Genomic DNA, 13,575 nt, shown 5'->3' with positions numbered 1-13,575 from the left:
CGGGTTTTTGGTATCCGAACGACCGGAACCCAAGTCCTGACTCCCCTGCCTGGGCGCAGTGGGGCCGGACGGACCGAATGCGCGATCAGATGATCGGCTTCGGCATCGCTGGCATCGCCGCCGGCGCCTTCTTGCGTGCAGCCGGTTTCCGCGCGGCCTTCTTCGCCGCGGGCTTCTTCACCGCCTTCTTGGCGGCAGGCTTCTTGGCAGCCGCTTTCTTCACCGCCTTCCGGGCCGGTGCCTTCTTGCTGGCGGCCTTCTTCGCGGTGGCCTTCTTCGCGGTCTTCTTCACCGCCTTCTTGGCGGCGACCTTCTTCGTGGCCTTCTTCACTGCCTTTTTCGCTGCAGGCTTTTTCGCGGTGGCCTTCTTCGCGGTCTTCTTCACGGCCTTCTTGGCCACGGCCTTCTTCGCCGTCGCCTTCTTCGCCGTCTTCTTCACCGCCTTCTTTGCCACGGCCTTCTTTGCCGTCGCCTTCTTCGCGGTCTTCTTCACCGCCTTCTTTGCCGTCGCCTTCTTCGCGACCTTCTTCACCGCCGTCTTCTTGGCGATCTTCTTGGCCGCAGGCTTCTTCACGGCCTTCTTGGCCACGGCCTTCTTCGCCGTCGCCTTCTTCACGGTTTTCTTCGCCGCCTTCTTGGCCGGCGCCTTCTTTGCTGCTTTCTTCATGGCCATGGAATGGCTCCTCGTCATTGGGACTGTTTCGACAACTGCCCAGGCTTTGCGCACCGCGGGAGTCGGACCCGCGATGAACCGGCCGCGCACACGATGCGCGGCGACGGATGTGGCGCATGCCGCCGTGCGGCATGCATGAACGACAAGCCCGCGCCGGAAATGGCGCGGGCTGTTGAAGGTGGCAGGACGGCGACGATGCGGCTGGCCCGATTCCGTTTGGAATGGGCAATCACGGGACCCCCCGGGCACGCTGCATTCGCGATGACGTTTGACAATTCGAAGTCGCCTGTCGTTTCGCGAAAACTAAACACGCTTTTTTTGACTGTCAACATGCTGTGCGCAAAAAGTGCGGATGCACGCATGGTGGACGCTCGCCGGCAACGCCGATTGCAACGCGGATTGCAGCGTGTGCATGCAAGCGATTGCACCCCGACGCGGCTGCACCATGCCGGCGTCGATGTCGCGACAGCCTTTGAAACAAGGGGTTTTTGTCATGCATCGAAAAAACCGCAACGTTCAGTCACCCACACTGCGCAGGCATGCGCTGCGCTGCGCACGCGAGCACGTGACCCCGTGTTGGTGAGCTCGCGGCTTTTGCACACCGAGTGTGCGCATGCACCGATCGACAGGTGATTTGCGCGAACTTTCCGACGTGCGGACAGCAGGACGGCCGCGCGATGGCGGCCGTCGAGTGGCGAAACTTTCACCAGTTGCGTCAGGCGTCGTCTTCCATCACCTCGGCATAGCCATCCGCCGACAGCAGCCCGTCGACCTGGCCGGGATCGCTCATTTCCAGCACGAACAGCCAGCCATCGCCGAACGCACTCGCGTTGATGGTTTCGGGCGTGTCGGCCAGCGCTTCATTGATCTCGACCACCTTGCCGCTGACCGGTGCATACACGTCGGACGCGGCCTTCACCGATTCCACCACGGCACAGGCATTGCCTGCTTCGAGCTCATCACCGACCGCCGGCAGTTCGACATAGACCAGATCGCCCAGCAGCCCTTGCGCGTGATCGGAAATGCCGACACGGGCACGCCCGTCGTCTTCGACACGAACCCATTCGTGGGACTTGAGGAACTTCAGATCACCGGGGATTTCGCTGCTCATGGGAACTCCGTTGCAGTGGATGGGAATGTTCGAATCGTAGCTGATGGAATCGTTGCCGGCGTGGGCCGACAGCACTTCAGATGCCGTCCTGCGCCTTGCCATCGCGCACGAAGGGGAACTTGACCGCGCGCAGCGGCACTTCGCGCCCGCGGATGTCCACCCGCAGTGCGCCGGCCTCGCCCGCCGGGATGCGTGCAAAGCCGATCGCCTTGCCCAGCGTCGGCGAGAAAGTGCCGGAAAGGATCTCGCCCTCGCCGGCCTCGCTCAGCACCTTCTGCCCGTGGCGCAACACGCCCTTGTCGTCCATCACGATGCCGATCATGCGCCGCGGCGGCGCCTTGGCCTGCGCCTGGATCGCTTCACGGCCGATGAAATCGCGGCCTTCGTCGAGCGATACCGTCCAGCCAAGCGCGGCCTCGTAGGGCGACACGTCCTCGTCCATGTCCTGGCCGTACAGATTCATGCCCGCTTCCAGGCGCAACGTGTCGCGCGCGCCCAGGCCCGCCGGCTTGACGCCGGCATCCAGCAACGCGTTCCACAGCGCCAGCGCGCCCTCCTCGGCCAGGACCACCTCGAAGCCGTCTTCGCCGGTGTAGCCGGTGCGTGCGATGAACCACTCGCCACCATCGGCGGCCTGCGCATCGCTGGCGCTGAACTTGGCCAGTTGCGTGATGCGCTCGCGCTCGTCCTCGGCCAGCAGGTCGATCACCTTGCCGCGCGCCTGCGGGCCCTGCACCGCGATGATCGCCAGACCCTTGCGTTCGACGATCTCGACATCGAAGCCTTCGCCCTGGCGACGCAGCCAGGCAAGGTCCTTGTCACGCGTGGCGGCATTGGCCACCAGGCGGAAGCGCTCATCGCCCAGCCAGTACACGATCAGGTCGTCGATCACGCCGCCTCGCTCGTTGAGCATGCAGCTGTACAGCGCCTTGCCCGGTGCCTTGAGCTTGTCGATGTTGTTGGCCAGCACCCGGCGCAGGAAATCACGCGCGCCGGCGCCGTGCACGTCGATCACGTTCATGTGCGAAACATCGAACATGCCGGCGGCACGGCGCACCTGATGGTGCTCGTCGATCTGCGAGCCGTAGTGGATCGGCATGTCCCAGCCGCCGAAGTCGACCATCTTCGCGCCCAGGTCGCGATGGCGTTCATTGAGAAGGGTCTTGCGGGTCATGGCGGCCTCGATGGTGAAAGGATCGATTATCGCAGCTTCGCCTGCCTGCACGCAGCGTTGACCTGTCCAGGCGCAGGCTGGCGCGTACAACCGGATGCGCATGGCCCGTCCCGTGCCGGCCGCCATGCCCGTATCAGAAGGAGGCCCCATGTCCGCCGCGAAACCTTCGACCACCCATGCCCGCTGGGCCGCATTCGCGGTGCTGGCCGCCTTGCCGGTGCTGGCGCAGTCGCCGGCGCAGGTACCCGACGTGGTGCAGACCTGCGTCGCCTGCCATGGCGCCGACGGTGCCGGGATGCCGGCCGTGGGTTATCCGCGTCTGGCCGGCCTCGATGGCGGCTACATGCTCAAGCAGATGCATGACCACGCGCAGGATCGTCGCGGGCAGACCGCGATGACGCCGATCGCCAAAAACCTGAGCGATGAGGACATGCAGGCCTCGACCGCGTTCTATGCCGCGCTGCCGCCGCACGCGAGCGACGCCGAAGCGGGTGAAGCGTTGAGTCCCGAGGCACGCGCCATGGCCGAGCGCTTGGCCACGCGCGGTGACTGGTCGCGACAGATTCCGGCCTGCGAGTCCTGCCACGGCCCGGAGGGCATCGGCGTGGGCAGCAGCTTTCCGCGCCTGCAGGGCCAGCACGCCAGCTACGCCATCAGCACCTTGAACGCGTGGCGCAAGGGCGAGCGCGCGAATGATCCGCTCGGGTTGATGAAGCATGTCGCCGACCAGCTCAGCGACGATGAAATCAATGCATTGGCGCATTACTTCGCCGCATTGCCGGGCACTGCGGAGGGCGCGCGATGAACATCCGCATGCACCCCGTGGCCGCGGCACTCGCATTGCTGCTGCTGGTCGGCTGCCAGAAATCGGGCAGTGACGCGCCCGCGCCGGCGCCAGACACCGCGTCGCAAGCAACGACAACCGCCGACAGCACCGATGAGGGCGACTGGAAACCGCCCAGCGAAGACAGCATCCCCGACGATCGCTTCGGCGAAATGGTGCGCATGGGCCGCGACATCTTCATGGACACGCCAAAACACGCCGCCAAGTGGATCGGCAACGACCTGTCCTGCCAGAACTGCCACCTCGACGCCGGGCGCATGGCCAATTCGGCGCCGCTGTGGGGCGCCTACAACCTGTATCCGCAGTACCGGCAGAAGATCGACGGCGTGGATGACTTCATCTCGCGCATCCAGGGCTGCTTCATCTACAGCATGAACGGCACCATGCCGCCGGCGGATGCGCCGGAGCTGCGCGCCATCGCCACCTATGCCTACTGGCTGTCACAGGGCGTGCCGCTGGGCACCAGGATGCCCGGTGCCGGCTACCCCAAGGCCGAAATCAAGGCCGCCGAGCCGGCCGACTATGCCCGCGGCGAGCAGGTGTACACCGAATACTGCGCGGTCTGCCACGGTGCCGACGGCGAAGGCCAGCGTGCCGGCGGCCGTCAGGTGTTTCCGGCCCTGTGGGGTTCCAACTCCTACAACTGGGGCGCCGGCATGCACCAGCTGGACAATGCCTCGGCCTTCATCAAGTACAACATGCCGCTGGGCCTGGGCGGCACCCTGAGCGATCAGCAGGCGCTGGACGTGGCGCTGTACATCAATGCCCACGAACGGCCGCAGGACCCGCGCTTCACCGGCGATGTCGCCGAAACGCGCAAGCGTTTCCACGACACCGATGCCTCACCCTACGGCACCGTCGTCAACGGCCACCTGCTGGGCTCGAAGCCGGCTCCGTCACGGCCGCGACGCTGAGCCTTGCGCGCCGCCGACGCGCGGCTCACGGCTCAACCGTCCGGCACCACCACCAGGTTCATGCCGTCCACGCCGACCACGCGCACCACGCTGCCGACCGGCAACGGCGGACCGCTGACTGTCCAGTAGGCATCACCGATCTTGACCCGGCCGACGCCGCCCTCGATCGCCCGCTCCAGCACCACCTGGCGACCGATGTGATGCGCCGCGCGCTGGTTCAGCGTGGGCCGGTCGCTTTGGCGTTCGCGGCCGCGGAACCATTTGCGGTACACCGCGATGCTGACGAAGCTGAGCACCACGAACGCGGCCACCTGCAGCAGCAGCGAGGTGCCCGGCAGCACCAGCACGATCAGGAACACCGCCGCCGCGGCAAAGCCCAGCCACAGCAGGAACGCGCCCGGCACCAGGGTTTCGGCGGCCATCAGCAGCAGCGCCGCCGCGGCCCACACGAACACGTCCCAACGCATGCCGTCCATGCTCTCAGATGCCCGGGCGCGAGGGTGGCAGGCGGTTGCCGGCGGGGCTGCCGGTCTGCTTGCCCAGCGCGTCCTTGGCCAGTTCGGCAATGCCGGCGATGGAGCCGATGATGCCGCTGGACTCCATCGGCATCAGCACGAACTTCTGGTTCGGCGCGGTGGCCAGCTTCTCGAAGGCTTCGACGTACTTCTGCGCGACGAAGTAGTTGATCGCCTGCACGTCGCCCTTGGCGATCGCGTCGGACACCAGCTCGGTGGCCCTGGCTTCGGCCTCGGCCAGACGCTCGCGCGCTTCGGCTTCGCGGTAGGCGGCTTCCTTTTCACCTTCGGCCTTGAGGATGGCGGACTGCTTGTCGCCTTCGGCACGCAGGATTTCCGACTGCCGGTGGCCTTCGGCTTCCAGGATCACCGCGCGGCGTTCGCGCTCGGCCTTCATCTGCCGGGCCATGGAATCGACCAGGTCGCGCGGTGGCTGGATGTCGCGGATCTCGATCCGGGTCACCTTCACGCCCCAGGGATTGGTCGCCAGATCCACCACGTCCAGCAGCTGCGCATTGATGGTTTCGCGCTGGCTCAGCGATTCGTCCAGATCCATCGAACCGATCACCGTACGGATGTTGGTCTGCACCAGCGCCACCATCGCGATCTCCAGGTTGGAAACCTCGTAGGCCGCCTTCGCCGCGTCCAGCACCTGGAAGAACACCACGCCATCGACCTTGACCACCGCGTTGTCCTTGGTGATCACGTCCTGGCTGGGCACGTCCAGCACCTGCTCCATCATGTTGACCTTGCGCCCGACGCCGTACACCACCGGGATCAGGAAGTGCAGGCCGGGGGTCATGGTGTGGGTGTACTTGCCGAAGCGCTCCACCGTCCACTCGAAGCCCTGCGGCACCATGCGCACCGTCTTGGACAGGATGATCACCCCGGCCACCAGCAAAACGATCGCCAACATCGAACCCGAAAGCATGTGCGTACTCCCCTATGGATGCGCCGAGTATACGGACAGACGATGGCCGGCGATGTTCAGGCCAGTGGTGCCAGCGCCGGGCCGCTGACCCCTTCGGCCTGCGCGATGCGGCGGGCGATGCCGCGACCGATTTCCGACAGCCCGGTCCAGGCCAGCGTCGCGACTCCATCCCCGCCGTCGGCGATGCGCAGTACCGAGGCGCGCCAGTCCGCTCCGCCCAGCCAGCCGCCGAAGCAGTCGTTGAAACGACGTCGCATCAGGCTGCAGGCACGACAGGCCTGGTGGCGCGCTTCGCTGGAAACACATGGCAAGCCGGCGCGCAGCTGTTCCCAGGCCTGGTAATCACTGTCGGGCAGCAGGAACAGGCGCAGGCAGCAGTCACCGCCCTGATCGAGCAGGCGCAGGCTCTCGCGTATGCCGTCCACATCCACGCAGCTCTCGGCGCACACCTCGCACGCGCTGGCCCAGGCGGCCAGCTCGCTGCGCCGGGCATCCGGGTACAGGCACAGCATCGGGCCGACACCGGCCAGTGCCGCCAACGGCACACGGCGCAACGGCGCACGCGGGAAATGGCGTTGCCTGCACATCAGCGGCCTACTTGGTGAGGATCAACTTGTCATTGCGCGTATGGCGCAGGCGATAGCAGGCATCGCCATGGCGGATCAGCACTTCGCGCGCGCCCTGCAGCAAGGCTGCGCTGCTGATGCTGATGCATTGCGCAGCTGCCGCGACCTGCGGATGCGCACTGGCAGCTGGCACGGCGGCCGCACTGGTGGCATCGGGCGCGACGGAATCGAGCGGCAGATCGAACATGGTGGCTTCCTCATTGATGTCGCTAATGAGAATAATTCGCATTTGCAATGATGGCAAGCAGCATCGCGTATCCTTGCGCCACCTCCTCGGGGAGTAGCCCACGGCCATGCGGCCGCGAGCGGCGTCAACATGCTTGGCCGGCTGGCCATGGCGTCGCAGGCCAGGTTCATTGACCCGGCCGGGCAAGACCGAAGGCAGGCAGCGCGCAGCCCGGGCCGGGTGACGTGCTGCGTGTCTTCGCGTGTCGACTTCACCCGGCCCCGGAACTTCGATGGACCATTCACTCTATCCCGCGCTGATCTCGACCGGCACCGTGGCGCTGGCCGAAATCGGCGACAAGACGCAATTGCTGGCGCTGCTGCTGGCCGCACGTTTTCGCAAGCCGTGGCCGATCATCTGGGGCATCCTGGTGGCCACCCTGCTCAACCATGCGCTCGCCGGTTGGCTCGGCACCGTGGTTGCCGCATGGCTGACGCCCGAGGTGCTGCGCTGGGTGGTCGCAGCCAGCTTCATCGCCATCGCACTGTGGACGTTGAAGCCGGACACGTTGGACGAGAACGAATCATTGCCGGCACGCGGTGCCTTCATCGCCACCACCATCGCCTTCTTCATCGCCGAAATCGGTGACAAGACCCAGGTCGCCACCGTGCTGCTGGCGGCGAAGTATCCGCCGCTGTGGCAGGTGGTCGCCGGCACCACGCTGGGCATGCTGCTGGCCAACGTGCCGGTGGTGCTGCTGGGCAGCCGGTTTGCCGCACGCCTGCCGCTGAAGGCGGCGCGCATCACCGCGGCGCTGGTATTCCTCGCGCTCGGCCTGTGGGCGGCACTGCGCGGCATCGGATAATCTGCGCGCATCGCCAGTTTCTGGGAACGGACTAGATGGAAGCACTTGCACGCATCGGCTTCGGCCTGTTCGGCCTCGCCGTCCTGCTGGCGATCGCCTGGCTGTTCTCCAACAACAAGCGCCGGGTGGACTGGCGCCTGGTCGCCACCGGGCTGGCCTTGCAGATCCTGATCGCCTGCTTCGTGCTGCTCACGCCATGGGGCGCGGGCACCTTCAATGCGCTGTCGCAGGGCTTCGTGCGCCTGCTCGGCTTCACCACCGAGGGCGCGAAGTTCATCTTCGGCGACTTCACCGACCCGGCGAAGTTCGGCTTCGTGTTCGCCTTCCAGGTACTGCCGACGATCATCTTCTTCGCCAGCTTCATGAGCGTGCTCTACCACCTGGGGGTGATGCAGAAGATCGTGCAGGGCATGGCCTGGATCATCACCCGGGTGATGCGGGTATCGGGCGCGGAAACGCTGTCGGTATGCGCCAATGCCTTCATCGGCCAGACCGAGGCGCCGCTGGTGGTGCGGCCCTATGTCTCGCGCATGACGCAGTCCGAACTGCTGACGCTGATGGTCGGCGGCATGGCCACCATTGCCGGTGGCGTGCTCGGTGCCTACGTGATGCTGCTCGGCGGCAACGATCCGGTGCTGCAGGCGTTCTACGCCAAGCACCTGATCACCGCCAGCATCATGGCGGCGCCGGCGACGTTGGTGATTGCCAAGATCCTGGTGCCGGAAACCGGCCAGCCGGCCACCTTCGGCAAGGTCGAGGTCAAGGTGGAAAAGACCACCACCAACGTGATCGATGCCGCCGCCGCCGGCGCCTCGGACGGACTCAAGCTGGCGCTCAACGTCGGCGCGATGCTGCTCGCCTTCATCGCCCTGATCGCGCTGATCAATGCGCCGCTGGTGTGGCTCGGCGAAGTCACCGGCTTGCAGCAGGCGCTCGGCCGCCCCACCGACATGGCCAACCTGCTGGGCTGGGCACTGGCGCCGCTGGCCTGGGTGATCGGCGTGCCATGGCAGGATGCCAGCACGGTGGGCGGACTGATCGGCACCAAGGTGGTGCTGAACGAATTCGTCGCCTACGTGCGCTTGGCCGACATCGATGCGGGGCGCGTCGCCGGTACCGCCGCGCTGAGCGAGCAGGGCCGGCTGATCGCCGCCTACGCGCTGTGCGGCTTCGCCAACTTCAGCTCGATCGCGATCCAGATCGGCGGCATTGGCGGCATCGCCCCGGAGCGCCGACAGGACCTCGCCCGCTTCGGCCTGCGCGCGGTGCTCGGTGGCTCGATCGCCACCATGATGACCGCGACCATCGCCGGCGTGCTGCACTTCCTGGCTGCCTGACATGGGTCGCGTGGTGGTGGTCGGCTCGTTCAACGTCGATCACGTCTGGCGTTGCGATGCCCTGCCGCTGGCGGGCGCGACGCTGGCCGGCACGTATGCCAGCGGCCCGGGCGGCAAGGGCTTCAACCAGGCGGTGGCGGCGCGCCGCGCGGGCGCCGGCACGCATTTCGTCTGCGCACTCGGCGATGATGCCGGCGGTGCGCTGGCGCGGCGCCTGGCCGATGAGGACGGCATCGTGCTGGACGCGCTCGAAGCCGACGCACCGACCGGGACCGCGGGCATCTTCGTCGATGCCGCCGGGCGCAACAGCATCGTCATCGGGGCCGGCGCGAACGCGGCGTTGGACGTGGCGCATGTGCGCGGCCAGGCCAGCGCGATCACCCGGGCCGACGTGCTGCTGGTGCAACTGGAATCACCGCTGGCGGCGATCGAAGCCGCGCTCGCGATGGCGCGCGAAGCCGGCGTGCGCACGGTGCTGAACCCGGCCCCGGCCAATGCTGCGACCACGGCGACGCTGCTGGCCTTGGCCGATGTGCTGACCCCGAACGAAACCGAGTTCGCCGCCCTGCTTGCGCGGCACGCGGACATCACCATCGCGGCCGCCGAGGTCGCCGGCTGCACGGACGACGAACTGCACCGGCTGTGCCGCCAGCTGCATCCGGGCGGCAGCGTGGTGATCACCCTGGGCGAAGCCGGCAGCTTCGTCTCGCATGCTTCGCAGCGACTGCATGGCGATGCCGCGCCCTGCCGGCGCGTCCCCGCGAGTCCGGCGCATGTGGTCGACACCACCGGCGCCGGCGATGCCTTCAATGGCGCCCTGTGCGCGGCTTGGGCGGCACGCCCGCAGGCGCCGTTCGCCGAACTGATCGCCTTCGCCGGTCTGTACGCGGCACGCGCCACCGAATCCGCCGGCGCCGCCAGCGCAATGCCGCGTTTGACGCCGGGTTGACGCCATCGCACCACGGCAGGGTCTAGACTGAATCGGTCATCTTCCCTTCGATGACGCTTCCGATACCGCAAAGGAGCAGGCGATGGCCGGCAAGTTCGAGATCAGCAAGCGCAAGAATGGCGAGTTCCAGTTCAATCTGAAGGCCGGCAATGGCCAGGTGATCCTGACCAGCGAGGGCTACTCGCAGATGGCCGGTTGCCAGAACGGCATCGAATCGGTGCGCAAGCACGCCGCCGATGACAAGTTCTACGAACGCAAAACCGCGAAGGACGGCAGCCCCTACTTCGTGCTCAAGGCCGGCAACGGGCAGGTGATCGGCCACAGCGAGATGTATTCCGGCCAGGCCGCCTGCGAAAACGGCATCGCCTCGGTCAAGGCCAATGCGCCGGACGCCAGCGTGGTCGACACCACCGCTTGAACGAACTGCCCGCGATCGGCGCCTGTGGGCGACGATGGCGGACGATGGGCATCACGACAAGGCGCGCCACATGGGCGCGCCTTGTCGTTGTCGCACTGCGGGCTGGTGATCGACACGATCACCCTCCGCCTCACCAGGTGAAGCGCGGTCCCGCGAGAACCCCCCAGTTGCCTCCCTTGTGCAAGGAGACGGCACCGGTGACACCCCAATGACGACTGAAATCGTAGGACATCTCCGTCTCGATGAACGGCGTGCGATAGGCCTGCAGGTACCGCGAAGATCCTACGGACGAGTAGCCGACCGTCGGCGCGATCTGGAAGGCCTCGGTTGGCCGGTACTTGACGCCTGCCTTCACGACGTAACCGGTGCGCGTGGCGCGAATATCCCCGCTGTCGAGATTCCAGCGATCACGTACGTGGGAGCCGAAAACCGTCGCATGGAAGTCCAGGTTGTCCGCGATCGGGTGGCGATAGCCCACACCAAGGGCATACTCGCCGATCTTGTGGCTGGTGCTGCTTGCCCTGTGCTTGTACACGGCGCCGTGCACCTGGATCCGGTCGCTGACTTCCATGCGCGCATACAGGGCATTGGTGCGCAAGTCCGATTTGTCACGACCGGCGATGTAACTCACTTCGTTGTAGGTCGGGCGCAGGTCCTGCGCATGTGCCGCCAACGGCAGCAGGCCGCACAGGGCAACCATGAGCGCGCGTGGACGCGCAGTGGAGAGGGAAACTTTCATGAATGGATCTTCCATGGATGTGGGGGGAATGGGCCGCCCGTCACGCACAACTCACCAACGTGAACTGTTCAGTCCCAGCGCAAGCCTATGCAGAAATCGGATACGGACACAGCCGCAGCGCGGACGAATTGCAGCCAATGACGTCCATTGCTCAGACTTCATTCAGTTTTACGGCCAGCAGGCGACGACTCGACAACAGCTTGGGGCATCGTGCAGCGGCGTTTGATCGATAATCCGCGCATGCACATCGGCCCGCACCTGATCCAGCCGCGCGTCGTGCTGGCCCCGATGGCCGGCGTGACCGACAAGCCGTTCCGGCAGCTGTGCAAGCGCATGGGCGCGGGCCTGGCGGTGTCGGAAATGACCATCAGCGATCCGCGCTTCTGGAACACCAGCAAGTCGCGGCACCGCATGGACCACGCCGGCGAACCGGACCCGATCAGCGTGCAGATCGCCGGCACCGACCCGGCGCAGCTGGCCCATGCCGCGCGTCACAACGTCGATCTGGGCGCGCAGATCATCGACATCAACATGGGCTGCCCGGCCAAGAAGGTGTGCAACGTGTGGGCCGGCTCGGCGCTGATGCGCGACGAAGCGCTGGTCGGGCGCATCCTCGATGCGGTGGTGGCCGCGGTCGAAGTGCCGGTGACGCTGAAGATCCGCACCGGCTGGGATGCCGGACATCGCAATGCCCCGGCCATCGCCCGCGTTGCCGAAAGCGCCGGCATCGCCGCGCTGAGCGTGCACGGCCGCACCCGCGACCAGCACTACCGTGGCGTGGCCGAACACGACACGGTGGCAACGATCAAGGCCGAACTGCGCATCCCGGTAATCGCCAATGGCGATATCGACTCACCCGAGCGTGCACGTGAGGTGCTCGCGCGCACCGGCTGCGATGCGGTGATGGTCGGTCGCGCCGCGCAGGGCCGGCCGTGGATCTTCCGCGAGATCGCGCATTTTCTCGAGCATGGCGAACACCTGCCGCCGCCCGCGCTGGACGAAGTGCGCGATGTCCTGCTGGCGCATCTGGAGGCGCTGTACGCGTTCTATGGCGAGGAAAATGGCGTGCGCATCGCGCGCAAGCACCTGGGCTGGTATGCCAAGGATCACCCGGAGAACGCCGCGTTTCGTGCGCTGGTCAACCGCGCCGAGGACGCACGCCACCAGCACGCAATCACGCGCGATTACTTCGATGCGCTGATCGCCGGCGTGGCGTTGGCCGCCTGAGCCGTCACGCCCGCACCGGGCGTGGGCGGCGCTCCGTTCATCGCCTGCGCCTCGCCCAGGTCCGGCTGCCGGATGCGCATCCAGGTCTGCCGCAGCTGCTCGCCGAAGCTCCGGCTCAGCTCGGGACGCAATTGCTCGCTCGGTGCCAGTGCCTGCCAGCCACCCTCGGCATCGCGCTGCGCCAAGGCGAAGCTGAAGAAATACTCCGGCTCCGCACCCATGCGCAGGTCGCGCAGCACCAGTTGCCCATCCACGGCCTCGGCGCGCTGGAAACCATGGGTGAACCAGTGCAGGCGCTGCCCGGCGGGAAAGCGCAGGGCATCGGCCATCGCCTGTTGATCGGCGGGGAAGGCTTCGAAGCGGAATGGCCGGCCACGATCGGCCAACAGCGAATACTGGCCTTCGACATGGCCGTTTGGGGTCATCGCGATCACCCGCCACAGCAGCGTGTTCAGCGGCATCGGCACCGACAGCATCCGCGCATCGTCCAGACCCATCGCCACCAGCGACTTGGCCGCTTCGCGCTCGACCAGCTGCTTGGCCAGCAACGACCAGCCCAGATAGGCGCTGCTCAGCAGCAGCCCGGCCAGCAACCAGTGCTGCGCAGCGCGGCGCTCGCGCAACCACCAGGCGGCGATGCAGGCGGCCAGCAGCCACACCGTGTACAGCGGGTCGATGATGAACACGCTCGACCACATCACCGGCGACGAGGTCGAGGGCCACCACAGCTGGGTGCCGTAGACGGTGAACGCGTCCAGCAGCGGATGGGTGACGAGCGCCAGCAGGATCGCCCAGAACCAACGCACGGGTGATTCGGCCACGCGCCCGCCGCGGCTGCGAAACCATGCCCAGATCGCAAGCGCCACCCACGGCAGCACCAGCAGCGAGTGGCTGGCCCCGCGGTGCAGCGTCATGCGCGCAACCGGATCATCGGTGAGCAGCGCGATGGGAATGCTGTCCAGGTCCGGCAGCGTACCCAGCGCGGCACCGGCCAGCAGCGCCGCGCGGCGATGACCGGCCGGGGCGATGGCGGCGGCCACCGCGCCGCCCAAGACGATCTGGCTCAGGGAATCCATCGCCGCATTA

General features: G+C 66.6%; 17 protein-coding genes. 8 read left to right on the top strand and 9 right to left on the bottom strand.

The genetic code is table 11. The annotated features are described in order from the left end of the window. Positions 1–85 precede the first annotated feature (85 nt). The gene (locus ACW11F_RS08400) at positions 86–673 is read right to left on the bottom strand and encodes a hypothetical protein (protein ID WP_456996400.1); all 588 of its coding nucleotides are present in this window, start codon (positions 671–673) and stop codon (positions 86–88) included. A 135-nt stretch (positions 674–808) separates the two neighbouring features. Between ACW11F_RS08400 and ACW11F_RS08395 the strand changes: the two genes are divergently transcribed. After that, a complete protein-coding gene (locus ACW11F_RS08395) occupies positions 809–1,306 on the top strand; it encodes a hypothetical protein (protein ID WP_456996399.1) in 498 nt (165 codons plus the stop codon). Between the two features lie 82 nt (positions 1,307–1,388). Here ACW11F_RS08395 and gcvH read toward each other — a convergent pair whose 3' ends face one another. Together gcvH and gcvT are read right to left on the bottom strand one after the other, a co-directional pair. Further along, entirely contained in the window at positions 1,389–1,784 is a 396-nt protein-coding gene (gene gcvH, locus ACW11F_RS08390) for a glycine cleavage system protein GcvH (RefSeq protein ID WP_456996398.1), read from the bottom strand. Positions 1,785–1,860: 76 nt separating this feature from the next. Then, the gene (gcvT, locus tag ACW11F_RS08385) at positions 1,861–2,958 is read right to left on the bottom strand and encodes a glycine cleavage system aminomethyltransferase GcvT (protein ID WP_456996397.1); all 1,098 of its coding nucleotides are present in this window, start codon (positions 2,956–2,958) and stop codon (positions 1,861–1,863) included. A gap of 148 nt (positions 2,959–3,106) precedes the next feature. On the opposite strand from gcvT, the gene ACW11F_RS08380 reads away from it, so the two are divergent. Both ACW11F_RS08380 and ACW11F_RS08375 read left to right on the top strand, forming a co-directional pair. Continuing rightward, complete coding sequence (locus ACW11F_RS08380; protein WP_456996396.1) at positions 3,107–3,763, top strand: c-type cytochrome; 657 nt, start codon at positions 3,107–3,109, stop codon at positions 3,761–3,763. Then, the gene (locus tag ACW11F_RS08375) at positions 3,760–4,716 is read left to right on the top strand and encodes a c-type cytochrome (protein ID WP_456996395.1); all 957 of its coding nucleotides are present in this window, start codon (positions 3,760–3,762) and stop codon (positions 4,714–4,716) included. The genes ACW11F_RS08380 and ACW11F_RS08375 overlap by 4 nt, the downstream gene beginning before the upstream one ends. A 32-nt stretch (positions 4,717–4,748) precedes the next feature. Here the strand turns inward: ACW11F_RS08375 and ACW11F_RS08370 are convergent, their stop codons facing one another. The 4 genes from ACW11F_RS08370 to hemP are packed head-to-tail and all read right to left on the bottom strand — an operon-like array spanning position 4,749 to position 6,975. Next, entirely contained in the window at positions 4,749–5,183 is a 435-nt protein-coding gene (locus ACW11F_RS08370; RefSeq protein ID WP_456996581.1) for an NfeD family protein, read from the bottom strand. A 13-nt stretch (positions 5,184–5,196) separates the two neighbouring features. Beyond that, positions 5,197–6,162: an SPFH domain-containing protein gene (locus tag ACW11F_RS08365; RefSeq protein ID WP_456996394.1), complete on the bottom strand. Its 966-nt coding sequence runs from the start codon at positions 6,160–6,162 to the stop codon at positions 5,197–5,199. Between the two features lie 56 nt (positions 6,163–6,218). Next, entirely contained in the window at positions 6,219–6,749 is a 531-nt protein-coding gene (locus ACW11F_RS08360) for a Hemin transport protein (RefSeq protein ID WP_456996393.1), read from the bottom strand. 7 nt (positions 6,750–6,756) lie between these two features. Continuing rightward, complete coding sequence (gene hemP, locus ACW11F_RS08355) at positions 6,757–6,975, bottom strand: hemin uptake protein HemP (protein ID WP_456996392.1); 219 nt, start codon at positions 6,973–6,975, stop codon at positions 6,757–6,759. A 271-nt stretch (positions 6,976–7,246) separates the two neighbouring features. On the opposite strand from hemP, the gene ACW11F_RS08350 reads away from it, so the two are divergent. The 4 genes from ACW11F_RS08350 (at position 7,247) to ACW11F_RS08335 (ending at position 10,523) form a co-directional block, all read left to right on the top strand. Beyond that, on the top strand, positions 7,247–7,819 hold the full coding sequence (locus ACW11F_RS08350) for a TMEM165/GDT1 family protein (RefSeq protein WP_456996391.1): 573 nt from the start codon (positions 7,247–7,249) through the stop codon (positions 7,817–7,819). Positions 7,820–7,854: 35 nt separating this feature from the next. Then, positions 7,855–9,156 (top strand): NupC/NupG family nucleoside CNT transporter, encoded by a 1,302-nt coding sequence (locus ACW11F_RS08345; protein WP_456996390.1) that lies wholly within the window; start codon positions 7,855–7,857, stop codon positions 9,154–9,156. A 1-nt stretch (position 9,157) separates the two neighbouring features. Beyond that, entirely contained in the window at positions 9,158–10,105 is a 948-nt protein-coding gene (locus tag ACW11F_RS08340) for a ribokinase (RefSeq protein ID WP_456996389.1), read from the top strand. Between the two features lie 82 nt (positions 10,106–10,187). Then, complete coding sequence (locus ACW11F_RS08335; RefSeq protein WP_456996388.1) at positions 10,188–10,523, top strand: YegP family protein; 336 nt, start codon at positions 10,188–10,190, stop codon at positions 10,521–10,523. A gap of 130 nt (positions 10,524–10,653) precedes the next feature. Here ACW11F_RS08335 and ACW11F_RS08330 read toward each other — a convergent pair whose 3' ends face one another. Then, positions 10,654–11,277, bottom strand: coding sequence for a hypothetical protein (locus ACW11F_RS08330; protein WP_456996387.1), 624 nt, complete (start codon positions 11,275–11,277; stop codon positions 10,654–10,656). A 225-nt stretch (positions 11,278–11,502) separates the two neighbouring features. On the opposite strand from ACW11F_RS08330, the gene dusB reads away from it, so the two are divergent. Continuing rightward, entirely contained in the window at positions 11,503–12,489 is a 987-nt protein-coding gene (dusB, locus tag ACW11F_RS08325; protein ID WP_456996386.1) for a tRNA dihydrouridine synthase DusB, read from the top strand. Here dusB and ACW11F_RS08320 read toward each other — a convergent pair. Further along, complete coding sequence (locus ACW11F_RS08320) at positions 12,447–13,565, bottom strand: metal-dependent hydrolase (RefSeq protein WP_456996385.1); 1,119 nt, start codon at positions 13,563–13,565, stop codon at positions 12,447–12,449. The two genes, dusB and ACW11F_RS08320, sit on opposite strands and share 43 nt — an antisense overlap. Between the last annotated feature and the right edge of the window lie 10 nt (positions 13,566–13,575).

The sequence above is a fragment of the Luteimonas sp. e5 genome, from assembly GCF_054031035.1.
Note: the sequence above shows the minus strand (reverse complement) of the source record. Positions and strands in the feature narration are given on the sequence as shown.

What these genes read in the sequence shown, in the direction of transcription:
- ACW11F_RS08400 (WP_456996400.1), bottom strand. Translation starts at nt 673, where the DNA reads ATGGCCATGAAGAAAGCAGCAAAGAAGGCGCCGGCCAAGAAGGCGGCG.
- ACW11F_RS08395 (WP_456996399.1), top strand. Translation starts at nt 809, where the DNA reads ATGAACGACAAGCCCGCGCCGGAAATGGCGCGGGCTGTTGAAGGTGGC.
- gcvH (WP_456996398.1), bottom strand. Translation starts at nt 1,784, where the DNA reads ATGAGCAGCGAAATCCCCGGTGATCTGAAGTTCCTCAAGTCCCACGAA.
- gcvT (WP_456996397.1), bottom strand. Translation starts at nt 2,958, where the DNA reads ATGACCCGCAAGACCCTTCTCAATGAACGCCATCGCGACCTGGGCGCG.
- ACW11F_RS08380 (WP_456996396.1), top strand. Translation starts at nt 3,107, where the DNA reads ATGTCCGCCGCGAAACCTTCGACCACCCATGCCCGCTGGGCCGCATTC.
- ACW11F_RS08375 (WP_456996395.1), top strand. Translation starts at nt 3,760, where the DNA reads ATGAACATCCGCATGCACCCCGTGGCCGCGGCACTCGCATTGCTGCTG.
- ACW11F_RS08370 (WP_456996581.1), bottom strand. Translation starts at nt 5,183, where the DNA reads ATGCGTTGGGACGTGTTCGTGTGGGCCGCGGCGGCGCTGCTGCTGATG.
- ACW11F_RS08365 (WP_456996394.1), bottom strand. Translation starts at nt 6,162, where the DNA reads ATGCTTTCGGGTTCGATGTTGGCGATCGTTTTGCTGGTGGCCGGGGTG.
- ACW11F_RS08360 (WP_456996393.1), bottom strand. Translation starts at nt 6,749, where the DNA reads ATGTGCAGGCAACGCCATTTCCCGCGTGCGCCGTTGCGCCGTGTGCCG.
- hemP (WP_456996392.1), bottom strand. Translation starts at nt 6,975, where the DNA reads ATGTTCGATCTGCCGCTCGATTCCGTCGCGCCCGATGCCACCAGTGCG.
- ACW11F_RS08350 (WP_456996391.1), top strand. Translation starts at nt 7,247, where the DNA reads ATGGACCATTCACTCTATCCCGCGCTGATCTCGACCGGCACCGTGGCG.
- ACW11F_RS08345 (WP_456996390.1), top strand. Translation starts at nt 7,855, where the DNA reads ATGGAAGCACTTGCACGCATCGGCTTCGGCCTGTTCGGCCTCGCCGTC.
- ACW11F_RS08340 (WP_456996389.1), top strand. Translation starts at nt 9,158, where the DNA reads ATGGGTCGCGTGGTGGTGGTCGGCTCGTTCAACGTCGATCACGTCTGG.
- ACW11F_RS08335 (WP_456996388.1), top strand. Translation starts at nt 10,188, where the DNA reads ATGGCCGGCAAGTTCGAGATCAGCAAGCGCAAGAATGGCGAGTTCCAG.
- ACW11F_RS08330 (WP_456996387.1), bottom strand. Translation starts at nt 11,277, where the DNA reads ATGGAAGATCCATTCATGAAAGTTTCCCTCTCCACTGCGCGTCCACGC.
- dusB (WP_456996386.1), top strand. Translation starts at nt 11,503, where the DNA reads ATGCACATCGGCCCGCACCTGATCCAGCCGCGCGTCGTGCTGGCCCCG.
- ACW11F_RS08320 (WP_456996385.1), bottom strand. Translation starts at nt 13,565, where the DNA reads ATGGATTCCCTGAGCCAGATCGTCTTGGGCGGCGCGGTGGCCGCCGCC.